21 protein-coding genes and 2 pseudogenes are annotated in these 24,077 nt (G+C 67.4%); 9 read left to right on the forward strand and 14 right to left on the reverse strand.

The window, feature by feature from the left end; translation table 11 throughout:
* The first annotated feature begins 129 nt into the window (after window positions 1–129).
* Window positions 130–1,557 (forward strand): lipase maturation factor family protein, encoded by a 1,428-nt coding sequence (locus ACQR3U_RS06775; protein ID WP_019287997.1) that lies wholly within the window; start codon window positions 130–132, stop codon window positions 1,555–1,557.
* 25 nt (window positions 1,558–1,582) lie between these two features.
* On the opposite strand, the gene ACQR3U_RS06780 is transcribed toward ACQR3U_RS06775, so the two are convergent.
* The 7 genes from ACQR3U_RS06780 to ACQR3U_RS06810 form a co-directional block, all read right to left on the reverse strand.
* Window positions 1,583–2,167 carry a hypothetical protein gene (locus ACQR3U_RS06780; protein WP_228044938.1) on the reverse strand — a complete coding sequence of 195 codons (585 nt, stop codon included), beginning with the start codon at window positions 2,165–2,167 and terminating at the stop codon, window positions 1,583–1,585.
* 76 nt (window positions 2,168–2,243) lie between these two features.
* On the reverse strand, window positions 2,244–2,798 hold the full coding sequence (locus tag ACQR3U_RS06785; protein WP_033097265.1) for a sugar O-acetyltransferase: 555 nt from the start codon (window positions 2,796–2,798) through the stop codon (window positions 2,244–2,246).
* 22 nt (window positions 2,799–2,820) lie between these two features.
* Complete coding sequence (locus ACQR3U_RS06790; protein WP_006550642.1) at window positions 2,821–3,900, reverse strand: ABC transporter ATP-binding protein; 1,080 nt, start codon at window positions 3,898–3,900, stop codon at window positions 2,821–2,823.
* A 33-nt stretch (window positions 3,901–3,933) separates the two neighbouring features.
* Window positions 3,934–4,824: a carbohydrate ABC transporter permease gene (locus tag ACQR3U_RS06795; protein ID WP_006550641.1), complete on the reverse strand. Its 891-nt coding sequence runs from the start codon at window positions 4,822–4,824 to the stop codon at window positions 3,934–3,936.
* Complete coding sequence (locus ACQR3U_RS06800; RefSeq protein ID WP_006550640.1) at window positions 4,821–5,786, reverse strand: carbohydrate ABC transporter permease; 966 nt, start codon at window positions 5,784–5,786, stop codon at window positions 4,821–4,823. Before ACQR3U_RS06800 ends, ACQR3U_RS06795 begins: the two co-directional genes overlap by 4 nt.
* Window positions 5,783–7,093, reverse strand: a complete 1,311-nt coding sequence (locus tag ACQR3U_RS06805) for an ABC transporter substrate-binding protein (RefSeq protein ID WP_231780982.1) — start codon at window positions 7,091–7,093, stop codon at window positions 5,783–5,785. The genes ACQR3U_RS06800 and ACQR3U_RS06805 overlap by 4 nt, the downstream gene beginning before the upstream one ends.
* A 51-nt stretch (window positions 7,094–7,144) precedes the next feature.
* Window positions 7,145–8,212: a sugar-binding transcriptional regulator gene (locus ACQR3U_RS06810; protein WP_230810044.1), complete on the reverse strand. Its 1,068-nt coding sequence runs from the start codon at window positions 8,210–8,212 to the stop codon at window positions 7,145–7,147.
* 128 nt (window positions 8,213–8,340) lie between these two features.
* Between ACQR3U_RS06810 and ACQR3U_RS06815 the strand changes: the two genes are divergently transcribed.
* From ACQR3U_RS06815 to ACQR3U_RS06830, 4 genes are read left to right on the forward strand one after another with little or no spacing between them, the layout of a single operon-like run.
* Window positions 8,341–9,360, forward strand: coding sequence for an NAD(P)-dependent alcohol dehydrogenase (locus tag ACQR3U_RS06815; protein WP_024103315.1), 1,020 nt, complete (start codon window positions 8,341–8,343; stop codon window positions 9,358–9,360).
* 6 nt (window positions 9,361–9,366) lie between these two features.
* The gene (locus ACQR3U_RS06820; protein ID WP_230810045.1) at window positions 9,367–10,839 is read left to right on the forward strand and encodes a mannitol dehydrogenase family protein; all 1,473 of its coding nucleotides are present in this window, start codon (window positions 9,367–9,369) and stop codon (window positions 10,837–10,839) included.
* Window positions 10,836–11,768 (forward strand): carbohydrate kinase family protein, encoded by a 933-nt coding sequence (locus tag ACQR3U_RS06825; RefSeq protein ID WP_230810046.1) that lies wholly within the window; start codon window positions 10,836–10,838, stop codon window positions 11,766–11,768. The genes ACQR3U_RS06820 and ACQR3U_RS06825 overlap by 4 nt, the downstream gene beginning before the upstream one ends.
* Window positions 11,765–13,186: a xylulokinase gene (locus ACQR3U_RS06830; RefSeq protein WP_230810047.1), complete on the forward strand. Its 1,422-nt coding sequence runs from the start codon at window positions 11,765–11,767 to the stop codon at window positions 13,184–13,186. The genes ACQR3U_RS06825 and ACQR3U_RS06830 overlap by 4 nt, the downstream gene beginning before the upstream one ends.
* 22 nt (window positions 13,187–13,208) lie before the next feature.
* Here ACQR3U_RS06830 and ACQR3U_RS06835 read toward each other — a convergent pair.
* Window positions 13,209–14,086, reverse strand: a pseudogene (locus tag ACQR3U_RS06835) (LysR family transcriptional regulator).
* 267 nt (window positions 14,087–14,353) lie between these two features.
* Here ACQR3U_RS06835 and ACQR3U_RS06840 point away from each other — a divergent pair.
* The 4 genes and pseudogenes from ACQR3U_RS06840 to ACQR3U_RS06855 all read left to right on the forward strand — a co-directional run.
* A complete protein-coding gene (locus tag ACQR3U_RS06840; RefSeq protein ID WP_230810050.1) occupies window positions 14,354–14,698 on the forward strand; it encodes a hypothetical protein in 345 nt (114 codons plus the stop codon).
* 78 nt (window positions 14,699–14,776) lie between these two features.
* Complete coding sequence (locus ACQR3U_RS06845) at window positions 14,777–16,132, forward strand: TrkH family potassium uptake protein (protein ID WP_064060661.1); 1,356 nt, start codon at window positions 14,777–14,779, stop codon at window positions 16,130–16,132.
* Window positions 16,125–16,790, forward strand: coding sequence for a potassium channel family protein (locus ACQR3U_RS06850; RefSeq protein ID WP_230810051.1), 666 nt, complete (start codon window positions 16,125–16,127; stop codon window positions 16,788–16,790). Before ACQR3U_RS06845 ends, ACQR3U_RS06850 begins: the two co-directional genes overlap by 8 nt.
* Before the next feature lie 160 nt (window positions 16,791–16,950).
* A pseudogene (locus ACQR3U_RS06855) lies at window positions 16,951–17,424 on the forward strand (cyclohexanone monooxygenase); the annotation flags it as partial.
* 22 nt (window positions 17,425–17,446) lie between these two features.
* Here the strand turns inward: ACQR3U_RS06855 and ACQR3U_RS06860 are convergent.
* From ACQR3U_RS06860 to ACQR3U_RS06885, 6 genes are all read right to left on the reverse strand, one after another.
* Window positions 17,447–18,115, reverse strand: coding sequence for a pentapeptide repeat-containing protein (locus tag ACQR3U_RS06860; protein WP_064060660.1), 669 nt, complete (start codon window positions 18,113–18,115; stop codon window positions 17,447–17,449).
* Window positions 18,116–18,227: 112 nt separating this feature from the next.
* Complete coding sequence (locus tag ACQR3U_RS06865; RefSeq protein WP_230810052.1) at window positions 18,228–18,779, reverse strand: CGNR zinc finger domain-containing protein; 552 nt, start codon at window positions 18,777–18,779, stop codon at window positions 18,228–18,230.
* Window positions 18,780–19,054: 275 nt separating this feature from the next.
* Window positions 19,055–19,573, reverse strand: a complete 519-nt coding sequence (locus ACQR3U_RS06870) for a polynucleotide kinase (RefSeq protein WP_219130025.1) — start codon at window positions 19,571–19,573, stop codon at window positions 19,055–19,057.
* Window positions 19,574–19,598: 25 nt separating this feature from the next.
* Window positions 19,599–21,029 carry an FAD-dependent oxidoreductase gene (locus ACQR3U_RS06875; RefSeq protein ID WP_230810053.1) on the reverse strand — a complete coding sequence of 477 codons (1,431 nt, stop codon included), beginning with the start codon at window positions 21,027–21,029 and terminating at the stop codon, window positions 19,599–19,601.
* Window positions 21,030–21,179: 150 nt separating this feature from the next.
* Entirely contained in the window at window positions 21,180–23,165 is a 1,986-nt protein-coding gene (locus ACQR3U_RS06880) for an ATP-binding protein (protein ID WP_308251504.1), read from the reverse strand.
* Window positions 23,166–23,197: 32 nt separating this feature from the next.
* Window positions 23,198–24,070, reverse strand: coding sequence for an SDR family NAD(P)-dependent oxidoreductase (locus ACQR3U_RS06885; protein ID WP_230810054.1), 873 nt, complete (start codon window positions 24,068–24,070; stop codon window positions 23,198–23,200).
* Window positions 24,071–24,077 lie beyond the last annotated feature (7 nt).

Raw genomic sequence — 24,077 nt, forward strand, 5'->3', positions numbered from 1 at the left:
TCCGCACCCGTATCGAGTGAGGACGAGGCCCGATCCCGTCGACCCATCGTCGCAACACTGTCTCCGTCGGCGAACCGGACGTGGCATGCTCGAGATGGCGCGCACGACAGACGACGAACGAGCCGAGCGATGGACTGGTTGGACGCGGACGGGTACACGATCGGGCGGCTGCTGGTCACCCGTGGACTCGCGGTGCTGTACGCCGTGGCTTTCCTCGCGGCCCTGCTGCAGTTCCGGGCGCTGATCGGCGAACGCGGCATCCTTCCCGCCCCGCGCTTCCTGGCGCTCACATCGTTCCGGCAGTCGCCGAGCCTGTTCCACTGGAGATACTCCGACGCTCTGTTCACCGCGGTTGCCGCGGTGGGTCTCGTGTTGTCGGTGGTGACGGTGCTCGGTGTCACCGAGCAGTTGCCGCTCGTGGTCTGCATGCTCGTGTGGTTCGTGATGTGGCTGCTGTACCTGTCGATCGTCAACGTCGGCCAGGTCTGGTACTCGTTCGGCTGGGAGTCGCTGCTGCTCGAGGGCGGTGTGCTCGCGATCTTCCTGGGCAACGCCGATACCGCGCCTCCGCTGCTCGTGCTGATTCTGCTGCGCTGGTTGCTGTTTCGCCTGGAGTTCGGTGCCGGACTGATCAAGATGCGCGGCGACCGGTGCTGGCGCGATCTGACGTGCCTGTACTACCACCACGAAACCCAGCCGATGCCCGGCCCGCTCAGCCGCTACTTCCACCTGATCCCGCGGCCGCTGCACAAGGTGGAGGTGGCGGGTAACCACTTCACCCAGCTCGTCGTGCCGTTCGGATTGTTCCTGCCGCAACCGGTCGCCGGGATCGCCGCACTGATCATGATCGTCACGCAGTTGTGGCTGGTGACGAGCGGCAATTTCGCGTGGCTCAACTGGATCACCATCGTCATCGCGCTGTCGGTGGTGCCCGACAGCTTCTACGGGTTGCTGATCGACTCCACCACGACCTACGGTCCGACACCGATCGCGTTCACCGTCGCCGTGGTGGCGCTGACCGTGCTGGTCGCGGTGCTCAGCTACTGGCCGGTGTCGAATCTGATGTCGCATCGGCAGGCGATGAACGCCTCGTTCAACAAGTGGCACTTCGTGAACACCTACGGCGCGTTCGGCACCGTCACACGCACCCGGCGGGAAGTGATCGTCGAAGGCACCACCGATGCGGTGGTGACACCGGCGACGGAGTGGCGCGAGTACGAGTTCAAGGGCAAACCGGGCGACGTGTATCGCAGGCCTCGTCAGTACGCGCCGTACCACCTGCGTCTGGACTGGTTGATGTGGTTCGCGGGGATCTCGCGCGACTACGCCGCGGGGTGGTTCCCGCGGTTCGCGGGAAAACTGCTGGAGAACGATCCGGCCACCGTGAAGTTGCTCCGGCACAACCCGTTCCCGGACGAACCGCCCCGTCTGGTGCGGGCCCGCCTGTTCCGCTACCGCTTCGCCACGCGCGCCGAACGACGCGCGACGCGCCAGTGGTGGATGCGGGACGAGATCGGCGATTTCATGATGCCGATGGCGCGGGACGACCTGCCCTGACCGCGCTCCTTGATCGCCGATGCGGTCACCACACCTCGCCACCGGTCTCCGACACGGTGAAGCCATGGGTGTCCGTCTCGCACGTGACAGCGGTCTTCTCGTCGACGGTGCACGTGAACGGATCAACGGTGAGAGTGCTGCCGTGAGGCAGTGTATTCGGGGCACCTCCGAGATCCGTGAACGCGATGTCGCCGATGCTGACCCACTCTCCGGGGCCGTCCCCTTCGAGCATCAGGGCGTTCGCGGGCACCAGCACGTCGGGCGCGCCGCTGCCGGGGACCCGGGGTGCACTCGCCGGCATCGTGCCCTGGCAGCCCGTCAGGGGGGCGGTGTGGACGAGGATGGCGCATCCGAACTGCCCGCCCGGCGAGGCGAAGTAGTACACGCCCTCGCTGGTCGCCGCGTAGTCGTCGGGGTCGACCGGCTTCGGTGCGGCCGTGGTGGTCGCGGTCGTGGTCGGCGCCGACGAGGTCGCCGTGGTGCTCGACGGCTCGGGGGGTGCTTCGGATGCGGTGGCCTCACCCTCCACGCTGCGCGAACACCCTGCCGCGACGAGTGCCGCACCCGCGACGACGACGAAGCTGACGAGGCGTGCGCGGCGACTGATCATGCGGGGCAGCATAGCGAGCGTCGGGATCGACGCAAGTTCCGCTCCGATCGACTCGGAGGCGGTGGCTTCGATCGGCTCAGAGCCGGCGCGTCACCCGAGCAGGTACGCCCGTCGCCACGACGTTCGGCGGCAGGTCGCGGGTGACCACCGCGCCGGCTCCCACGACCGTGTTCTCGCCGATCGTGACGCCCGGTCCGACGATTGCGCCACCGCCGAGCCACACGTTGTCGCCGATCGTGATGGGTTGCGCCGATTCCCACTTCGCGCGGCGGAGATCGGGATCGAGGGGATGAGTGGGGGTGAGGAGTTGCACGTTCGGGCCGATCTGCACGTCCGAGCCGATCGTGATCGGCGCGACGTCGAGCATGATCGCGCCGAAGTTGACGAATGTCCCGTCCCCCACGGTGATCCGATACCCGTAGTCCACCTGCAGTGGCGGCCGGATCTCCACGTCGTCACCGATCGAGTCGAACAACTCCTCGAGGAGTGCGCGACGCGCATCCGTATCCGCTGCACTCGACGCGTTGTACTTCTCGGTCAGCAGCGCTGCCCGCAGCGCGTCGGCGGCGAGTTCGGGGTCGTCGGCGATGTAGAGTTCGCCGGCCAGCATCCGTTCCTTCTGCTCGCCCACTGAGGATCCTTCCGTCGCCGGGTCAGTCGCCCACTCGTTCTCCGGTGTCGACGTGGAACAGGTGCACCGTACCTTCGCGCTTGCGCAGGTGCACGGTGTCGGCGAGGCGTGCGGGGGTGCGGACGAGGGCCCGCGCGACCACCTGATTGCCGGTGCCGGGCACCCGCGTGTACAGGTACGACTCGCTGCCGAGTTCCTCGACGAGTTCGACGACGGCTTCGACGCCCTCGTCGGCGATCTCGAAGTCCTCCGGCCGGATCCCGGCGGTGACCTCCTCGATGCCTGCGGAGTGCAGTCGCGCGATGCGGTCGCGTTCGACGGGGATGACGGTGCTGCCCACGACGACTCCGTCGTCGACGACCTTCGCGCGGAGCAGGTTCATCGACGGTGAGCCGATGAAACCGGCGACGAACGCGTTGGCGGGACGGTCGTAGAGTTCGGTGGGGCTGGAGAACTGCTGCAGCACTCCGTTCTTCAGGACGGCGACGCGATCGCCCATCGTCATCGCCTCGACCTGGTCGTGGGTGACGTAGACGGTGGTGGTGCCGAGACGGCGTTGCAGCGCCGCGATCTCGGTGCGAGTCTGCACGCGCAGCTTCGCATCGAGGTTCGACAACGGCTCGTCCATGCAGAACACCTGTGGCTCGCGCACGATCGCGCGTCCCATCGCGACGCGCTGGCGCTGACCACCGGACAGCTTGGCGGGCTTGCGGTCGAGGAACTGGGTCAGGTCCAGGATCTTCGCCGCTTCCTCGACCTTGCGGCGACGCTCGTCCGCGCTCACACCGCGCATCTTCAGAGCGAAGCCCATGTTCTCGGCGACCGTCTTGTTCGGGTACAGCGCGTAGTTCTGGAAGACCATCGCGATGTCGCGGTCCTTCGACGGCACACCGGTCATGTCCTTGCCGCCGATGGAGATCGACCCCTCGTCGATGTCCTCGAGCCCGGCGAGCATGCGCAGCGCGGTGCTCTTGCCGGATCCGGACGGTCCGACGAGGACCACGAACTCACCGTTCTCGATGTCGAGGTTCAGCGAATCGACCGCGAAGGTGTCGGAGTTCTCGTAGATGCACGAGGCGTTGCGGTAGGTGATGTCGGCCATGATGGAAGTCCTTGCTGGTAAAAGGAATCGGGTCTACTTGATGGCGCCGAACGACAGGCCGCGCACGAGCTTGTTCTGGGCGAGCCAGCCCGCGAGCACGACGGGCAGCGCCGCCATCGTCGCGGCGGCGGACAGCCGGGCCCAGTACAGGCCCTCACCGGTGATGAAGCCGACGAGGAAGACGGGAATTGTCTGCGCCTGAACAGCGGTCAGGTTGACGGCGAAGAAGAACTCGTTCCACGAGAAGATCACGCAGATCAGGGCGGTCGCAGCGATGCCGGGGGAGACGAGCGGCAGGATCAGCTCGCGCACCGCCGTCCACAGGCTCGCGCCGTCCATGCTCGCCGCCTCGAGCAGCTCGCCCGGGACCTCGAGGAAGAACGACCGCATCATCCACACCGCGATGGGCAGGTTCATCGCCGTGTACAGGATGATCAGGGCCCAGATGTTGTCGAGCAGGCCGACGTTCGCGACGATCACGTACAGCGGGATGATCGCCGCGACGATGGGCAGCATCTTCGTGCTGATGAAGAAGAACAGCACGTCCTTGGTCTTCTTCACCGGCCGCAGCGACAGCGCGAAGGCCGCCGGCACGCCGAGCAGCAGGACCAGCACCGTCGAGACGATCGTGGCGAAGGCCGAGTTGAGCAGGGCCGTGCCCACTCCGGTCTCGAACACCGCCCGGAACTGGTCGAGGGTGGGGGTGAAGAAGAACTTCGGTGGGTCGGAGTAGGCGTCGGCCTCCTGCTTGAAGGCGGTGAGCACCATCCAGAAGACCGGGAAGAAGAATCCGATGGCGGCGATCCACGCGACCACACCCCAGGGATTGAACTTGCGGTTCTTGCGCTTCCGGGCCGTGCGCATGACACGGCCGGTGGGTGCCGTGGTGTCCGAAGCTTGCGGCTGCGTGGCCGTGGTGCTCATGCCGCTTCCTCCTTGCCGGTGAACGATGTGAAGATCAGGCGCAGCGCGAAGGTGGCGATGACGATCGTGCCGATGACGACCACGACACCCATTGCCGCGGCCTGGCCGATGTCGAAGCCGAGGAACGCGCGCTGGTAGATGTAGAACGGCAGGTTGGAGCTGGCCGTGCCGGGTCCGCCCTGGGTCATCATGTAGATCGCGTCGAACGTGTTCACCAGGTAGATCGCGCCGAGAACGGTGCCGAGTTCGATGAACCGGCGCAGGTGCGGCAGCGTCAGTTCGCGGAACAGTGCGAAGGCTCCGGCGCCGTCGACGCGGCCGGCCTCGAGGATGTCGCGGGGCATCGACTGCAGGCCGGCGAGGATGAGCAGCATCATGAACGGCGTCCACTGCCACACCAGCGCGACCATCACGGCCGGGAGCGGGAACCGGCTGATCCAGTCCACCTCTCCCAATCCGAAGGGGGAGAGAACGAAGTTGACGATGCCGAAAACGGGATCGAACATCGACGTCTTCCAGATCAGTGCACTGGCGACCGGGGTGACGAGGAACGGCGTGATGAGCAGGGTCCGTGCGATACCGCGGCCGAGGAACGCCCGGTCGAGCAGGAGCGCAAGAAGCAGCCCGAGTATCACGGAGATCAGGACCGTGCCGACGATGAGGATCACCGTGTTCAGGGTGACCTGCCAGAACTGGCTGTCCTGGAAGACGTCGACGTAGTTCTGGAGTCCGACGAACCGGCGGGAGCCGGGGCTGACGAGGTTCCAGGACTGGGTCGAGTAGTACAGCGTGAACAGGAACGGGATCTGTGTGACAACGATCGTGAAGATCAGGGCCGGGAGCAGGGGGCCGCGCCGGCGCCATCCCTCGGCGCGGGAGATCTGCTCCTCCTTCGCTTCCCGTACGGCGCGGATGCGCTCGTCGGCGTCCGGTGCGGGACGCTGCGCTGCAGGTGCGGTCATGACGTCTTCTCCCGGTAGGTCGCGCCGACGGCCTCGGCGTACTTCTGTGCCTGGTCGAGGGCGTCCTCGACGCTCTGCCGTCCGGCGATGGCGGCGCTGATCTGCTGGCTGACCCGGGTGCCGAGATCCTGGAACTCGGGGATGGCCACGAACTGGATGCCCGTGTACGGGACGGGGTCGACCGTGGGGTTCTGCTGGTCGGCTCCCTCGATGGATTCGAGGGTGATCGGGCCGTAGGCCGCGGCGGCCTCGGCGTATTCGGGGATCTCGTAGGTCGACAGTCGGCTGCCCGGCGGCACCCGCTCCCAGCCGAGTTGCTCGCCGACGGTGCGCAGGTACTGCTGGTCGGTCATCCACGAGATGAACTTCCAGGCGTCCTCGGTGTGTTCGCTGCTCGCGGGGATGCCGAGCGACCAGGTGTAGAGCCAGCCCGAGGGGTCCTTCTCCTGGACGGGCGCGGCCGCGTAGCCGATCTTCCCGACGACGTTGCTCGACGCGGGATCCTCGAGGGTCGAGACGGCGGAGGTGGAGTCGTACCACATGGCGACCCGGCCCTGCGCGAGTTGCGTGGCGCACTCGCTGAATCCGCTCGTCGCGGCACCGGGCTGACCGTACTCGCGGACGAGGTCGACATAGAACTGCACCGCTTCGCGTACCTCGGGACTGTTCAGCTGTGCGTTCCAGTTCTCGTCGAACCACCGTCCGCCGAAGGTGTTGATGACGGTGTCGAGCGGTGCGAGCAGCTCACCCCAGCCGGGCTTGCCGCGCAGACAGATGCCGTTGATGTCGGGGCTGTCGAGTTGCGCTGCGGCCTCGGCCACCTCGGTCCAGGTCGGCGGGTCGGACAGCATGATGCCGGCCTGTTCGAACAGGTCCTTGCGATACATGAGGAACGACGATTCGCCGTAGAAGGGCACCGAGTACAGATCGCCCTCGTACGAGAGTGCTTCGCGCAGCGAGGGAATGATGTCGTCGGCGTCGTAGCCGTCGGTCTGCTCGATGTACGGTGACAGATTCGTGAGCCAGCCGTACTCCGCCCACTGGGGAGTCTCGTAGTTGCTGATCATCACGACGTCGAACTCGCCACCGCCCATCGCCGTGGACGCGGTGATCTTGGCGCGGGCCTGGTTCTCGGAGAGGGTGACGAACTTCAGGTCGATCTCCGGGTTCTCGGCCTCGAACTGCGACGCGAGTTGCTGTGCGTCCTGCATCTGGGAGTTCGACACCATCGCGATGGTGACGGTGCGGCCGGACGTACCGATTGATCCTGCACCGGCACAACCGGTCAGTGCGACGCTCAGGGCCACGGCTCCTGCCGCGGCCGCGCGGATGGATCTTCTTGCTGTAGGCACGATGGTCTACCTCATTTCGGTGGTGCCTCGTCCTTCGGGGTGCCGTTCTCGAGGGCGTTGGTCGGGATGGTCGAGCAGGTACTGGGCGCACGCGATGTCGCAGACGAGCATGTTCGCGAGACCGCCTCGGAGAGCACCGAGTACAGCGCGGTGCTTGGACTGTCCGCCGGTGACGAGAATCGTGGCGGGGCAGTCGCGGACGTCGTCGAGAGGTACCGACATGGTGCGGCTTTCGAGTTCGCCGTGCACGGCGGTGCCGTCGGCACGGAAGAACCGGCCGCCGATCTCACCGACCGCACCGAGGCCGTCGAGTTCGTTGAGCATCGTGGTGTCGAGGAAGCTGCCCTCGAACAGGGTGGTCGAGGTCGACACGGCGCCCACACCGAAGATCATCGCCTCCGCGCGGCGCCCGACCTCGAGCGTGCGGGAGATCAACGAGTCGGCGCGCATCGACGCGACCGTGGACGGATCGGCGTACAGCGGTGCGGGAAGCCGGAGCGGTTGCGCCCGAAGCTGTTCGGCGCAGCGGCCGAGGACGAACTCGGTACCTGTCTGGTAGGCGCTCATGGAGATGGAGCCGTCGAGTTGGACGATCGTGGCGCAGCTGGCGACACCCGACGGGATGGCCTGTGCCACGGCGACGGTCTCCGGACCCCACGTGAATCCGAGGGTGTCGGAGGGGCGGAGACGGCGGGTGAGCAGGCCGGCGGCGGCGCGCCCGAGGGCGGTGAAGCTTGCGGAGTCCTCGATCGGACCCGCGTCGTCGACCCGGCGCCCGACCACCACGGCCTCGACGAGTCCGTAGCGCTCCTCGAGTGCCCGTTCGGTCTCGGCGTGCAGGTCGTCGCGCCAGGCGGGTGGCACGGTGACCTCGATGCGCACCAGGCCCTGGGCGCGAGCGCGCGCGACGAGCCGGCCGGCGGTGGGACGGGAGACGCCGAGACGCTGCGCCACCTCGGCCTGCGTGAGTCCGTCGAGGTAGTAGAGCGTCGCGGCCCGCACGGCGAGACGGAGATCATCGGTGGATACCGGGCTCTCCGTGTCGGGGATGTTGGTGGGGCCGGGGGCGGTCACGAGCTCTCCTTGGTGTGAGCAGTATTCGGACGCTTCGTGAGCATCTGCTCAGGGGTGCGTGCATCTGCTCAGTACGTTAGCATCACAGTGTGACCCACACAACAGTTCGCCCGCCGCTCCCGGACACGATGCGTGCCGCCGTACTTCTCGAACCGGGCCGCATCGAGATGCAGGAAAGGCCACTACCTGCACCGGAGCCCGGCGACGTCCTCGTCCGGGTGACCACCGTAGGGGTGTGCGGTTCGGACGCGCACTACTACCGCGAAGGACGTATCGGCGAGTTCGTCGTGACCGATCCGATCGTGCTCGGCCACGAGGCGTCCGGGGTCGTGGTCGCGGTCGGGGACGGTGTTCCGCAGAGCCGGATCGGCGAGCGGGTCTCGATCGAACCGCAACGCCCCGACCCGCTCACCGAGGAGACGCGCCGCGGCGACTACAACCTGTGCCCGCACATGCGCTTCTACGCCACACCGCCCGTCGACGGCGCGCTGTGCGAGTACGTCACCATCGGGGCGGCCTTCGCGCATCCCGTTCCGGACACCGTGTCCGACGATGCCGCCGCCCTGTGCGAGCCGCTGTCGGTCGGTATCGCGGCCGTCCGGAAGGCCCGTGTCACCGCCGGCTCACGAGTCCTCGTCACCGGTGCCGGGCCCGTCGGCATCGTCGTCGCACAGGTCGCGCGCGCCTTCGGTGCGGTCGAGGTCGTCGTCACCGACCTCGACGAGCGACGACGCGAGACCGCACTGTCGTTCGGGGCGAGCGCTGCGCTCGATCCCCGCGTCGACGACCCGTCGGCCCTGCGTGTGGACGCCTACGTCGACGCGTCCGGCGCCCCCTCCGCCGTCGATTCGGGCATCCGCGCGGTCCGTCCCGGCGGCACCGTCGTCCTCGTCGGATCCGGCGCCGAGACGATGACCCTGCCGGTGCAGTGGGTCCAGAACCGCGAACTGATCCTGACCGGCGTGTTCCGCTACGCGAACACGTGGCCGACCGCGCTCGCGCTCCTCGGGGCGGGACGGGTCGATCTCGACTCGATGGTCACCGCCCGGTTCCCCCTCGACAAGACCGCCGACGCACTCGAATCCGATCGGACACCCGGAAACATCAAGGCCGTCGTGGACGTGACCGATCCGGCGGGAAAGGACTGAAGATCCATGCACGTGAACGAGCAGACGCTTCCCGAGTTGGGTGTGCCCGTCCCGACCTACCGTCGGGACGACGTCTCCGTCGGCATCGTGCACTTCGGTGTGGGCGGATTCCACCGCGCGCACCAGGCGATGTACGTAGACCGGCTCCTCGAACAGGGGAAGGCGAAGGAATGGGGTATCTGCGGCGTCGGGGTGCTCCCCGGTGATCGCCGTATGCAGGAGGCGCTCGCCGTCCAGGACCACCTGTACACGCTGGTGCTCACCCACCCCGACGGCACCTGGGAGCCGCGGGTGATCGGCTCCATCATCGACTATCGTTACGCCCCAGACGATCCCGAGGCGGTCATCGAGCTCCTCGCGGCCCCGACCACCCGGATCATCTCGCTGACCGTCACCGAGGGCGGTTACAACATCCGTCACGACACCGGTGAGTTCGACGTCGACGATCCGGCCGTGCAACACGATCTGCGGTCCGGCGAACCCCCGGCCACCGTCTTCGGTCTCGTCACCGAGGCTCTCGCCCGGCGCCGGGAGCGGGGGCTGCGCGCTCCGACGGTGATGTCGTGCGACAACATCGAGGGCAACGGAACCGTCGCGCGTCGCGTCTTCACCGAATACGCGCGCCTTCTGAATCCCGATCTCGCAGAATGGATCACCGAGCACGTCCGTTTCCCCAACTCGATGGTCGACCGGATCACCCCGGCGACCACCGACGAGGTGGTCTCGGCGCTCTCCGAACGCTTCGACGTGCAGGACCGCTGGCCGGTCGCCGCCGAACCCTTCACCTCCTGGGTGCTCGAGGAGGACTTCGCCGACGGACGACCGCCCTTCGAGAATGCGGGAGTCCAGATCGTCGACGACGTCGCTCCCTACGAGCTGATGAAGTTGCGTCTGCTCAACGCCGGTCACCAGGGACTCTGCTATTTCGCGTATCTCATGGGATACCGCCTCGTCCACGAGGCCGCGCAGGATCCGCTCCTCGCCGGATTCGTCCGTGCGTACATGGACACCGAAGCGACACCGACCCTGAAACCGGTGCCGGGCATCGATCTCGACGAGTACAAGACCACCCTGATCGAGAGGTTCGCGAACTCCGAGATCCGGGACACGATCGCACGCCTGTGCGCCGAGTCGTCCGATCGCATTCCGAAGTGGCTGGTGCCCGTGATCCGGGAGAACCTTGCCGCCGATGGGCACGTGCGGTTGTCCGCGGCGATCGTCGCTTCGTGGGCGCGCTACGCCGAAGGTATCGACGAACAGGGACAACCGATCGAGGTGGTCGACCGGCTCGCCGACACGCTCGTCCCGATCGCGCGAGGACAACTCACGCATCCCGCCGCCTTCATCGAGAACGCCGAGGTCTTCGGTGATCTCGCGCAGAACCACCGTTTCGTCGACGCCTACACCTGGGCGCTCAATGCCCTGCACAGCGACGGCGCACGCGCCACCCTGAAGGAACTTCCGGGGGAGCCGGAATGAACGGCCACGCCCTCGTCGTCGGAGAAGCTCTCGTCGACATCGTCCACCGCGGCGGCGCCGAACCCGTCGAGCACGTGGGCGGGAGTCCGCTCAACGTCGCGCTCGGTCTGGGCCGGCTCGGCCGGCCCGTGCAGTTCACGACACGCGTCGGCACCGACGCCCGCGGACGGCGGATCGTCGATCACCTCGCGGCCTCCGGGGTGTCGCTGACGCCGGGGAGCGCTGCAGCCGAGCGCACGGCGACCGCGCAGGCGGAGATCGACGAGAAGGGTTCCGCGACGTACGAATTCGACATCGTCTGGGATCCTGTCGAGCCGCCGCCGTCGGTGGACGCCGTGCTCGTGCACACCGGGTCCATCGCGACGGTGCTCGAACCCGGCTGCGATCTCGTCGCCGAACTCGTTGCGCAGCAGGCGGGAACATCCACGGTGAGCTTCGATCCGAACGTCCGACCGGCGCTGATCGACGACCCGGCGCGCGGACGGGAACGGATCGAACGTCTGGTCTCACTCGCCGACGTGGTCAAGGCCAGCGACGAGGACCTGACGTGGTTCGCGCCCGATCGTGATCCCCTCGACACCGCGCGGGACTGGCTCTCGCGAGGGCCGGCGATCGTTGCGGTGACCCGTGGAGAACAGGGTGCGGTGGCGCTGTGCGCGGCCGGGACCGTCGAGGTACCCGCCGTGCGGGTCGAGGTGATCGACACGGTCGGCGCCGGCGACGCCTTCACCACCGGTCTGCTCGACGGATTGTGGACCTGCGGTCTCCTCGGGGCCGACCGTCGGGAACGACTGCGTGGCATTGGGATCGACGATGTGCGCGATGTGTTCGACATCGCCGCGTGGACGTCCGGTCTGACGGTCGCCCGCGCCGGTGCCGACCTGCCCACGCTGGCCGACCGCACCGCGGCCCGGGAGGCGGCGCGATGACGCTCGTCGCCGGGATCGATTCGTCCACCCAGTCCTGCAAGGTCGTCGTGTGCGACGCCGACACCGGGGCCGTCGTGCGCGAGGGTCGCGCTCCCCATCCGTCCGGCACCGCGGTCGACCCGCTGGAGTGGCGTGCTGCCTTCGAGCGGGCGTGTTCGGAAGCGGGCGGACTCGACGACGTCTCGGCGATCTCGGTGGGAGCGCAGCAGCACGGCATGGTGTGCCTCGACGAGCGCGGCGACGTGGTCCGCGACGCGTTGTTGTGGAACGACACGAGATCCGCAGCGGCAGCGACCGATCTCGTCGACGAGGCCGGTGGCGCGGGCGCGTGGGCCGAGGCCGTGGTCCCGCTCGCCGCGATCACCGTCGCGAAGGCACGCTGGCTCGCCGACCACGAACCCGGCAATGCCGACCGCACGGCGGCGTTGTGCCTGCCGCACGACTGGCTGACGTGGACGATGCGCACCGACCGCGACCTCGACCGGCTCGCCACCGATCGCAGTGACGCGAGCGGCACCGGCTACTTCGACGCATCCACCGACACCTACCGACACGATCTGCTCGAACAGGCCCTGCGCCGGCCGAGCCCATTCCTCCCTCGGGTCGCCGGGCCGGCCGAGAGTGTCGGGGAGACGGTCGCCGGTGCCCTGCTCGGTCCGGGGGCCGGCGACAATGCGGCGAGCGCGCTGGCTCTCGACGTCCGCGAAGGCGATGTGGTCGTCTCGATCGGCACGTCGGGCGTGGTGTGCGCGGTGTCCACGACACCGGCCCGCGACGCAGACGGTTACGTCGCGGGATTCGCCGACGCGACCGGCCGGCATCTGCCACTGGTGTGCACGCTCAACGGGGCCCGGGTACTGGACGCCACCGCGACGGTGCTCGGGGTCGACCACACCGAGCTCACGCGGCTCGCATTCTCGGCGCCGGCGGGCAGCGACGGACTCGTGCTGGTCCCGTATCTGGAAGGGGAGCGTACCCCGAACCGTCCCGGCGCGACGGGCGCCCTGCACGGGCTGCGGCTCGGAACGGCGACGCCCGCGCATGTCGCCCGCGCGGCGTTCGAGGGCCTGCTGTGTTCGCTGGCCGACGGCATCGACCACATCCGGGCGCAGGGCACCGAGGTCCGGCGGGTGCTGCTCGTCGGCGGTGGGGCGCGCTCGCAGGCGGTGTGCGAGATGGCGCCGGCGGTGCTGGGCATGCCTGTCGACGTTCCCGAACCGGGGGAGTATGTGGCGCGGGGCGCCGCCAGGCAGGCGGCGTGGGTGCTGCGCGGAGGCGACGATCCCCCGGCGTGGGAATCCGGCGCGACACGCCGCTACGAGGCCGACCCGACCCCGCACGTGCGGGAGCGCTACGCGGAGGTGCGGGACCTGACGGACGGTTCGGACATCGCCCTGGAATCACGCTCGGTGGGATGAGAGCACTCGCTCGGCACCGGGGTCATGCGATCGGATCGGTGAGCAGGTCGAGCAAGAGTCTCGCGGCCCTACTGGGGGACGCGTTGGTGCGTCCGACGAGTGCGAGAGTGCGGCACCGGTTTCCGGTGTTCATGCGAATCCGCCGAAGCCCGCTGCGCTGCGCGATCGGTTCGGGCACGACCGTCACTCCGAGGCCGTAGCGGACCAGTTCGAGGAGCCGGTCCATGTCGCCGACCCGGAACGTGATGTGCCGGTGCACTCCCGCAGCCGCGAACAACGACTCGATCGTGCTCTGCAGACCGGTGCCCGCGTGGAAATCGACGAACGAACAGGACTGCAGGTCGTGCATCTCGATGTCCGTCACCGCAGCGAGCGGATGATCCGGGCCGCGACGACGGTCAGTTCCTCACGGTAGGTCCGGAGGGCGGTCAGCCCCGACCGGAGCGGGCGTGCATCGAGTGCGACGAATGCCAGGTCCAGCTCCGCTGTGGTCACGGCATCGAAGAGTTCGTCCGTGGTCGCTTCTCTCAGCGTCACTCCGATTCCCGGAAACCTGCCGTGCAGGCGCGCCAGCAGTGCGGGGAGGTCCACTGCGGTGAACGTCTGCACCGTCCCCAGCGTCAGTGTGCCCAGTTCTCCGGTCCGCAACCGGCCGACGGCGGCCACCGCGTCCTGTGCTTCCCCGAGCATTCTCTGCGCATAGGGATAGAGCACCTTGCCGGCATCGGTTGGGACCACCGAGCGGGTGGTGCGTTCGAACAACGGTGTTCCCAGCTCGTTCTCCAGCGCGCGGACGGAGGCGCTGAGGGCCGACTGGGACAGGTGCACGGATTCGGCGGCACGGGTGAAGTGACCGTGCTCGACGACCGCCAGGAAATGGCGGAGCTGACGAAACTCCATTGATCGATTCTACTTCTGGGATCGATCGATTTATCCTGTTGGACAGATCGGTGGACGGCGTTCGACGATCGGATCCATGTCACGCACCGATATCTCGACGCCTCGCATGGATCGCCGACTCGTCGCGGTGATGGCCCTTGCCTCGGGGTTGGTGGTGGCCAACAGCTATTACGCGCAACCGCTGGTCGGCGCCATCGCCGAGACGCCGACCGGGGATATGCGCGTCGCCAGACCGGATTCTTCGTCGCCGTCACCGCGGCGAGTTTCGTGCTGCTCGCCGTCGGGGAGCGTCACGTCGTCGCGCTGGCGATCGGGGTCGCACTGCTCGATCTGGGGATCCAGGGAACACACATCAGCAACCAGAGTCTGATCTACCCGCTTCGGTCCGACGCTCGAAGTCGCCTCAACACCGCCTACATGACCTGCTACTTCCTCGCAGGATCGCTCGGGAGTGTGCTGTCCACCCTCGCGTACTTCGGTGGAGGCTGGAAAGCGGTGTGCGTGCTGGGGGCAGTCTTCCCCACCTGTGGTCTCGGGCTCTGGATTCGCGAGATGCAGGGCGTGAGGCGTGCGCGGACATGCGTTCCCGTCGAACAGGCCGGGAACGCCTGACACCGCAGTGATCCCCCCGAGATTCCGGACGTGCGGCCGGCGGGTCTAGTGTTCGGCGATGTGAGTAGACGCACCGAAGTGGTGTCCGCGCCGATCCGGCGCCTCGCGAACCGGTTGACGCACAGCCCGGCCAGGGTGGTGGCGCTGGGCTTCGCCGCAGCGATCGCGGTGGGCACGGTGCTGCTGCTGACCCCGGCCGCGACGCAGTCGGGTACCGGAGCAGGCGTGATGGCGGCGCTGTTCACCGCGACCTCCGCGACGTGCCTGACCGGCCTGATCGTCGTGGACACGCCCACCCACTGGTCCGGATTCGGGCAGGGTGTGATCGTCGGGCTGATCCAGGTGGGTGGACTCGGCATCATGACGATGGCCTCGTTGATCGGTTTGGTGCTGGCCGACCGGATCGGCCTGAAGGCCCGGCTCAACGCTGCGGCGGAGGTTCGTACGTCCGGACTCGGCGACGTCCGCAGTGTCGTCGTCGGTGTGGTGCGTACCAGCGTGCTCATCGAAACCGTCGTGGCGTCGGCCCTGGCGCTCCGTTTCGCCGTGGGCTACGACGAAACCCCGGCCCGAGCGGTGTGGCTGGGGGTCTTCCACGCGATCTCGGCGTTCAACAACGCGGGGTTCGCTCTCTACAGCGACAACATCGTCGGGTTCGCCGCCGATCCGTGGATCTGTGTGCCGTTGATGATCGCGGTGATCCTCGGTGGCATCGGGTTTCCGGTGCTGTTCGAACTCGGCAGGCACCTGAGAGGACACCGGAAGCGCTGGTCGCTGCATACCCGGTTGACGGTGGTGGTGACCGCGGTGCTTCTGGTGGTGGGCCCGCTGCTGGTCCTGGCGCTCGAATGGAATCACACTCTGCAGGGGCACGATTGGGGCGCGAAGCTGCTCACGGCCACCTTCCAGGGCGTCATGCCGCGCACCGCGGGGTTCAACAGCGTCGACTACGCCCAGGTGGACAACGCGACATTGCTGGTGACCGATGTACTGATGTTCATCGGAGGCGGGAGCGGCGGCACCGCCGGCGGTATCAAGGTCACGACGTTCGCCCTGCTGTTGTTCGTCATCGCCGCCGAGGTCCGGGGCGAGAAGTCCGTGACGGTGTTCGATCGGCGCATCGATCCGCGTCTCCAACGCCAGGCCCTGGCGGTGGCGTTGATCGGTGTGGCGCTGGTGATGGTGCCGACACTCGTGCTTCTCGCCGGTACCGCATTCGACCTCGACGTACTGCTGTTCGAGGTCACCTCGGCGTTCGCGACCGTGGGGCTGTCCACCGGCATCACCGCTCAGTTGCCGTCCTGGGGACAACTGATCCTGGTGGCGCTGATGTATCTGGGCCGGATCGGACCCATCACGCTCGTCAGTGCATTGGCGGCCCGAGACCGTGGTCGCCGCTACGAACTACCCACAGAAAGGCCCTTCATTGGCTAGGAAACCGGCCGCCGATGTCGTCGTCGTCCTGGGGCTCGGACGATTCGGCAAATCGCTTGCGCTCGAACTGATGGCTCAGGGCACCGAGGTGCTCGGTATCGATGCGAGCGAAGCGGTGATCGAGAAGGTGTCGGGCCGGCTCACACACGCCGCCGTCGCCGACACCACCGACGAGGAATCACTTCGGCAGTTGTCGGTGCACGAATACGGCCGGGCGGTCGTGGGGATCGGGTCCGACCTCGAGGCGAGCCTCCTCACGGCCTCGGCGTTGATCAACATGGCGGTACCGAACGTGTGGGCCAAGGCGATCAGCAACGCGCACGCCCGGATCCTCACCCAGATCGGTGTGCATCACGTCGTGCGACCCGAGCACGACATGGGCAAACGCGTTGCGCACCTGGTGCGTGGGCGGATGATGGACTACATCGAGTTCGACGACGGCTTCGCCATGGTCAAGACGGTCGCACCGGCATTCACCGTAGGAAAGCCTTTGTCGCAGACGACGATCCGAAGCCGCTACGGCGTGACGGTGGTGGCGATCAAGCGACCGGGGGAGGGATTCACCTACGCCACGGCCGACACCGTGATCTCTCCCGGCGACACGATCATCGTCTCCGGGCAGGCGCGCGACACCGAACGGTTCGCCGAACTGGCGTGAGGTCGGATCGGGCGACGGGAAAGGGTGTCGGCCGTCACGCCCCCACGTGTCATACTTTTGGTATGACGCCGGGTAACGCCTACGTTCACCACGATGTGGTCGTCATCGGTGCCGGTATCTCCGGTCTCGGTGCCGCGGTCCACCTGCGCCGACACGGTATACGGGTTTCCACATCCTGGACATGCCGATCGCCGGGCGGATCGTCGACGGGCAGGGTCGTAGCCTCGACGATCACTGGAGTGGCAGCCCCCAGGCGTATCTCGGAACGACGGTCGCCGGTTTCCCCAATGCCTTCGTGCTGCTCGGCCCCTCGTTGGGCACCGGACACACGTCCGCCTTCACGATCCTGGAAGCGCAACTGGGATACGTCATGCAGGCGCTGATCCGAGCGCGGCAGGAGGGATGGACCCGGATGGAGCCGCGACGGGCCGTGCAGGATGCCTTCAACCGGACGGTGCAGGACGCACTCGACGGGACGGTGTACAACGCCGGCGGTTGTCGTAGTTACTTCTTCGATGTCAACGGCCGCAACAGTTTCAACTGGCCGTGGTCCACGGACCGGATGCTGCGGGAGCTGTCGACGTTCGACGAGGCGGCGTTCGATGTCTCCTCGGTCCCACCCGTACGAATGTGATCGGTCGGGCGGGGAATCGTCCTCAGGAGGGGTCTTCGATGCGCAGACCGAGATGAGCGGCGAAGTGTCCTGCCAGTTCGACGGCCTGATGGGCGCTGATCGTCGCACCCTTCATACCGCCCATGTTGCGGATCGTGTCGATCCGCAGGCCGCGCAGATCCACCTGGTCGAGGGTTGCGCGGTCGACGTCGAGGACGCCGACGGAACAGTCCTCGAAGGCGACGCGGGTGAACGTGCCGCCTCCCAGATCCAGTTCGTCGAGGATGCAGCCGCGGAAGAGCACGTCGCGTCCCGTGGCGGCCCGCAGATTGACCAGGCCGAGTTTCGAATCCGCGATCGTGACGCTGCGCAGATCCGCGTCGAAGAGGTCCAGCGCACCGATCCGGCTGTCCCGGATGTGCACGCGGTGCAGGCCGCTGCGCGGCGCGAACAGATTCGGTGCCTGCATGCGCTCGACCAGAGTGTCGCGCAGGCGTGCGCTCGTGAGGTCGCTGTCGGCGACGATCGGTGCGACGAGCGAGCATTCGGACAGGATGATCCCGGCCAGATCACGACCCGTCAGGTCGGTGTCGGTGTAGCGGCTGTTCTCGAAGATTCCGTGCGCGAGCAACTCGTCGCCGTCCGCGTCGGTGAGGACGCCGAGGTCCGGGGCGTCGATCCTCGGCGGGCGGGTGGTGGAACGAGCAGCCATGGTTCTCGGGGCCTCCGGATCGGTGGGGTGTCTGCGGTCCAGCTTCCCAACCCGTCGGGTTCGCGGGAACGTGGGGGACAGACCCGTTCCCGATTGCGATGTGCTACTCGGGCTATGCGGGTCGACGCTGCTGGGCCGCTCGCGCTCGGTGCCGGCGCACTGCAGCGCGGTTCGCGCAGCGCACGGAGCAGTACTGCTGGCGGCCGTTGCGGGTGATGTCGACGACCACGGCCGAGCACGGGTTGGTCGGGATGTCCGCTGCGGCGCACCGGTGGAGGCGGTGTATTCCACGAGTGGTGAGGTGCAGTGCCGTGCCGACGCTGATCACCGCGCGCAGTACGTCGGGGAGCGGTTGGACCTCGTCGCGGTAGTGCAGGTGCCACCCCTCGCCGTCGTGATCGGTCAGCCGGGGATAAGCCGCTGCGGCGGCCATCTGCTCGTTGAGCAGGCGCGCACGTTCCCTGGGGTCGGGCGCGTCGACGACGGCGAGCCAGTCGTCGATGACCTCACGGGTGCGCTGATGGTCGTCGGGCGCGGTCGGGAAGTCCATGGTCATGCCCACCTCGCGCGTACGGGCCATGATGCCGGCCCGGTCGTCGGGCCAGTCGCCGGCCAGCGACGCCGCGAGGAGGACCGCATACTCGCCGTAAGGGTTGAGATGCATAAGGGCATTACATCATGGTGGTGGGCATGACCGCCATCGAAGCTCGGAACCCACAGGAATGCCCGACCTCGACCCGTCCTCACGAACACGCATGGAGTGTGGAGTCGAGCCACGCCACGTCGATCGGACAGGTGCTGTACGTGCGCTGTGTCGGGTGCGGGACTCGGCGTGTCGATCTCGGCGCGGCCCCGTTCGTTCCGCCGTCCACGCTGAGTGCCGAAGTGTCCCAGCATGATTGAAACATCGTTCGAGAACCGGGTATGCGCCGGTGCTCGTCAGAAGTCGCCCTCGGCGACCTGGAAGCACACCAGTCCCATCCGTCGCCACATGCGCACCACCTGATCGCGATCGTCGAGCACCGCGATGATGCGATAGCGGTGCCGGATGTGACGGTCGAACAGCTCGGCCTTGACGATCGAATCCTTCCGGTTGTCGCCGGCCGGACGCATGTACAGCTCGTCGTAGGGGATGTCGTGCCGGGCGAGCCACTCCTCGGTTTCCGGTCGGCACACGCCGTCGCGTCCCGAGAGCAGCACGATCGCCGCCCTGTCGGGTGCGGCGGCGAACCCTCGCACCGCGGCCTCGACCGCCGGGGAGACGGTGTCCTCGCCCACCCTGTGCCAGTGGAAGGGACTCCGGTCGCTCATGTGCGCGAGCGTTCCGTCGATGTCGACGAGCCAGGCCGCCGGCAGCGTCGGATCCTCGACGTATCGCGCCGGTGGTGGGGGCGCGGTGCTCGGCGGCCGGTGCCGTTGCCGCCCCGGTTTCCTGCGATCGCGCGTCTTCTTCGTCACGGACGATGTATACCCACTCCGACGACTACGTGTGCATGCGCCCGGCCCGCGAGAGGGACGAAGATCGTGCCGCCGGACCGGCGGGTCCCGGAGACGACCGGCGAGGCGGCATCGCGGATCCGTCGGCTCGGCGCCACGGCCACGCGACCGAATGCGAAATGTTCTGTCGGACAACACGTGCCATGATTCCTGGGCGCATCAATGCCGATGGGGGATCCAGCAGTCCGGACACCCGGGCGAACGCTGTGCCCACCTTCGTGTCGTATGCGGCTGCCGCGTGCACCATCGGTACGTATGCATTGCCGATCCTCGTCTTCGGGTCCCGCCGGCCCTCGACACCGGGGAACGCGAGATCGCCACCGGTGGACATCGCCCAGGCATCGTCGACGACACGCGCGAGCTTCCGCTGCACGGCAGCGGACGGCCCGTGGTCGTCGAGGAGACGGCCCATCGCGGTGGCTTCGAGAGCGGCGACCGTCATCCCTTGGGCATAGATCGGATCGAAACTGCAGAATGCATCGCCGAGGACGAGGAATCCGTCGAGAAGGTCGTAGCGATGCCACGTGCTCGCCCGGAAGCGATACCGGACGACATCCTCGACCCATTCGGCATCCGCGATCGCGTCGTACACGTCCGGGTACCTCAGGGACCATGCGAATTCGAGATAGTCCCTCCGAGTCGCCGGCACGGTTTCGCCGCGGACCCCGATCAGAGCCACCATGCACCGATCTGATTCGAGGGTGAGCAGGGCGGCACCGCGTGGATGTTCGGGCGTGGGCGCCATGACGATGCCCCGGTCGCTGCCGAGTGCAACCGAAGACGCGCGGAACACCGCGGTGGCGTAGCCGACATCGAGTTCGACGGTGTCGACCCGGGGCTGCGGGCAGCCCTGTCTCCCGAGCCATTCGGAGGCGCGGGATCCGCGTCCGGTCGCATCGACGACGAGGTCGGCATCGAGCACCTGCTCGGCGCTTCCGTCGGCATGGCGGATGATCCGCGCACCGACCACCCGGCTGCGGTCCGCGGTCGCGACGAGACCCGCGGCATCACACCGTTCGACGATCTCGACGTTCGCCAACGCGGCCACACGGTCACGAATCCGGCGCTCCAGCAGCGAACGGCCGGCTGCCAGTACTCGAAGACCGCTCGGCCCCTGACGAATCCGGTGACCACTGAGAATCCACCGTACGTCGCCCAGGTGGTCGAGGGTGGGAACGCCTGCAGCGGTCAGCTCCTGTGACAACCCGGGGAACATCTCCTCGAGGAGTTGCTGTCCCCGTGAGATCAGCACGTGGATGTGCCGTCCCTGGGGCACCCCACGGCGTGGTTCGTCCGTGGACGGCAGCCGGTCACGATCGATCACCGTCACCTCGGCGAACCTGTCCGACAGGACACGGGCCGCCGACAATCCGCTCATGCTCGCGCCGAGAACCACGGCGCGCTCTCCGATCGGCATGATCACACCTCCTCCTCGGAATCGATCGTCGCTGCGGAAGGTGCTCGGTCGACAGGCCGGAACCTGCTCACATGTGCTCACGGCCGGACGGTGCCTCGCCGTACACCTCCAGATCCCACAGCCATCCGACGACGCGGGTGACGCCGCGGGTCAGATGTCGGCGGTACGTACTGAACGGCAGCCCGAGTCTGGCTGCCGCTGCTTCCCGTGTTGCTGCGCCGCGCACGTACGTGCGGTCCACCGCGCGGAAGAGCTTGTCGTCCCGAGGGTCGCTCGCCAAGGAATCGATCGCCTCACGAAGGAGCGCGCGCAGCACCACCGGATCGGGATCGTCGGGAGAGGACCGTTTGTGGAGGACCCTCTTGTGCAACAGGGGATTACGAGAGAGGAGATCGGGCCGACGGAGGTCGTGCAGCGCATTTCGGACCGCCTCCGCGAATTCTTCTCCGACAGCGCGAGAGGCAGGGACATCGTGGGCTCGGGACCGCTGTGCCCCTGAGCCAGAGCACGATCGGTTACGACGGTGAGCCACTCGTCGACATCCCGACGGCGGAAGTCGTGAGCGAACAGTCCGTAGTGACGATCGCCGACCGTGAAATCCGCTCCTTCGGCACGGGGGAGATCTGCGACCGCGAAGTACTCGTTCCACCGGTCGGGCTCCGCCAGCGCCAGGAAGTCCCACGACAGATGCGGCAGGGTGAAATAGCGCTGGAAGGTGAGCACCGGAACCGAGTTCATTGTCGGAGAAGGATTCTGGTAGTCAGCGCGGTCGATGACGATGCGTGTGATCGCGACACACTCGCCGGGACGGGAAGGCGCTGTCCGCCGGGCGAAATCCCACGCGGCTCGCGTCGCCGGGTCGGCACGGACATCCTCGGGTGACGCTCGCGAGAGTTCCAACAGACCGAGCACACCACGTATCGATCCGTCGGCGTCGCGCAACACGAAGAAACCCTCGGGTTGTCGCTCGAGCCATCGTCGCGCATGCACCGCGGATTCGTCTCCCTCCGACGTCCGCACGAGATCGACGATCGCGGAGTGATCGGCCTGCTCCGCACGTTCGGGTTGCGCGCTTCCCCACGACTGCCAATCCACCGGCGACAGCACACCGGGGAGATTGCGGAACACGAACTTCAGGTCCACGATGGCCTGCTGCTGTTCGCATTCTCCTGCAGAATCGAGACCGCGGCGAATGCCCTTCCACACGCGGTGAAAGGTGTACCGGTAGGCATCGGGATCGCGCCAGCGCAGATCGGCGTCGAGGACATCGCGTGCCAGATCGTGGGGAAACAATCCGTCCGGCCCTGCTTCGACGAACGACAGCTCACGGAGCCATTCGAACTCGGCGTGTGCATCGGTGAGCTCGAGGGCGTCACGCAGCAGGGCTTCGGTGGTCACCCGGGCGAGCGCACACACTTCCAGGGCGCGGCGATGTGCGATCCCCGGCTCGGTATCGAGAAACCGTCGGAGCAACATCCCGACGAGATCCGGAGGCCACGGCACACGTACATCGCCTCCTCGGGCGAAGACATCCGTGAGCAGACCGAGCCCGAGCGGATGTCCGTGCGTTGCCCCGATGATCTCGTCGTGCAGTTCCTCGGGAACCCGCGCAGCGGTGAGGTAGGCAGCGCTCGTAGCGGGGTCGAAATTCCTGAGAGACACGATCCGGAGCAGATCACCCCAACCCGGATCGGTGCGCCATCCCGCGGAGGGCGGTGACCTATCGGCGATCACCGTCAGCGTCGTCGCAGGAAGGCCGGGAAGAAAATCGGTTCGGATCCAGTCGTCGAGCACGCGTAGCCGCTCGTACGAGTCCAGGAGGAGCACCCTCGGCCGGTCGCCGATGTGGCGATCCACCGACGCGAGGACCGAGCCGGGCGACGCATCCGTGTTGCGCCCGTCGATCACAGTCACCGCGCGATGGCTCCGTTCCGCAAGATCGGAGATCGCGCCGAGCAAGCAGGTCTTGCCGATGCCTCCCGGACCGTACAGGTACAGCACGGCGATCGAGGGTTCGGGGGAGTCCAGTGCGGAGCGAACGATCTCGAGTTCGGCATCGCGACCGACGAACACACGTCGCGCCCGTGCGGCGAGACGATCGCTGAGAGGCCGTGAGGACCGCGAGGCGCTCCCCATGCCATCCGATACTACGCCCGGGGGACCTACACCTAACGGTCGGGCAGTCCGACGAGCCGTGCGCTCTCGCGCCACGACCGTTCGGCCTGCTCGTCGCTGCGAGCGAGCACTGACGGTTCGCCGCGGCGCAGTGCGAGATAACCCCGGCCGTCCGGAACGTCGATGTCACCGAGAACGAGGTCTGCGAGCGTGTTCCCGGCTTCGGTCTGCGTGTTGAAGGTGTCCTGCACGATGCGGAGGAACATGCCGGCCCGCGTCCCGAGGCCGCGCCACGCCAGTCGCATCGGAGTGGGAAGTGCTCGTGCCAGACCGGTTCCGAAGACCTGGCCGGGATCGAAGGCGACCGCGGTGATCCGTCCGGCTCGAACCGTGTCGTCCTTCGACAACCTCCGCATCGTGAGGACGGTGCACAGTTTCGAGGCGGTGTAGGCGTGCTGTCCGGCCTTGCGGGGATGCGTATCGAGGTCGGGATCCCGTTCAGGGTGGGCGAGCAGCCCGGCGTCGCCATGTCGTGGCGGTACCAGTCCCGCACCGGTCGCGGGGTCGCGTGTGCCGCTGGTGGTCGCAACGACGACGGCCCGGTCCGCCAGAGCCGGAAGCAACGGGCGCAGCAGCAGGTAGTGGGCGAGATGGTTGACGACGAAGGTCGTCTCGAAACCGTCGACGGTCCGCGCGGCGACGTCGCTCCGGATCATCTCGGCGTTCAGCACGAGCCCGTCGATCCGGTCGCTCCGTTCGCGAACCGTCGCCGCGAAGGTACGAACGGAATCGAGAGAGGACAGATCGAGCGGTAGTACCTCTCCGGTGGATGGGGCGTGCCGGGCACTGGGGACGAGGCGAATCCCGTCTGCGCCCGAGATCCGTTCGGCGGCGATCGCCCCGAAACCCGACGTGCCTCCGGTCATAACCGTT

It is taken from the genome of Rhodococcus sp. IEGM1339 (assembly GCF_050321925.1).
Classification (GTDB): domain Bacteria; phylum Actinomycetota; class Actinomycetes; order Mycobacteriales; family Mycobacteriaceae; genus Rhodococcus; species Rhodococcus pyridinivorans.

Excerpts from the sequence above, each read along its gene's own strand:
- ACQR3U_RS06775 (WP_019287997.1), top strand. The coding sequence starts at position 130 with ATGGACTGGTTGGACGCGGACGGGTACACGATCGGGCGGCTGCTGGTC.
- ACQR3U_RS06780 (WP_228044938.1), bottom strand. The coding sequence starts at position 2,167 with ATGATCAGTCGCCGCGCACGCCTCGTCAGCTTCGTCGTCGTCGCGGGT.
- ACQR3U_RS06790 (WP_006550642.1), bottom strand. The coding sequence starts at position 3,900 with ATGGCCGACATCACCTACCGCAACGCCTCGTGCATCTACGAGAACTCC.
- ACQR3U_RS06795 (WP_006550641.1), bottom strand. The coding sequence starts at position 4,824 with ATGAGCACCACGGCCACGCAGCCGCAAGCTTCGGACACCACGGCACCC.
- ACQR3U_RS06800 (WP_006550640.1), bottom strand. The coding sequence starts at position 5,786 with ATGACCGCACCTGCAGCGCAGCGTCCCGCACCGGACGCCGACGAGCGC.
- ACQR3U_RS06815 (WP_024103315.1), top strand. The coding sequence starts at position 8,341 with ATGCGTGCCGCCGTACTTCTCGAACCGGGCCGCATCGAGATGCAGGAA.
- ACQR3U_RS06820 (WP_230810045.1), top strand. The coding sequence starts at position 9,367 with ATGCACGTGAACGAGCAGACGCTTCCCGAGTTGGGTGTGCCCGTCCCG.
- ACQR3U_RS06825 (WP_230810046.1), top strand. The coding sequence starts at position 10,836 with ATGAACGGCCACGCCCTCGTCGTCGGAGAAGCTCTCGTCGACATCGTC.
- ACQR3U_RS06830 (WP_230810047.1), top strand. The coding sequence starts at position 11,765 with ATGACGCTCGTCGCCGGGATCGATTCGTCCACCCAGTCCTGCAAGGTC.
- ACQR3U_RS06860 (WP_064060660.1), bottom strand. The coding sequence starts at position 18,115 with ATGGCTGCTCGTTCCACCACCCGCCCGCCGAGGATCGACGCCCCGGAC.
- ACQR3U_RS06865 (WP_230810052.1), bottom strand. The coding sequence starts at position 18,779 with ATGCATCTCAACCCTTACGGCGAGTATGCGGTCCTCCTCGCGGCGTCG.
- ACQR3U_RS06875 (WP_230810053.1), bottom strand. The coding sequence starts at position 21,029 with ATGCCGATCGGAGAGCGCGCCGTGGTTCTCGGCGCGAGCATGAGCGGA.
- ACQR3U_RS06880 (WP_308251504.1), bottom strand. The coding sequence starts at position 23,165 with ATGGGGAGCGCCTCGCGGTCCTCACGGCCTCTCAGCGATCGTCTCGCC.
- ACQR3U_RS06885 (WP_230810054.1), bottom strand. The coding sequence starts at position 24,070 with ATGACCGGAGGCACGTCGGGTTTCGGGGCGATCGCCGCCGAACGGATC.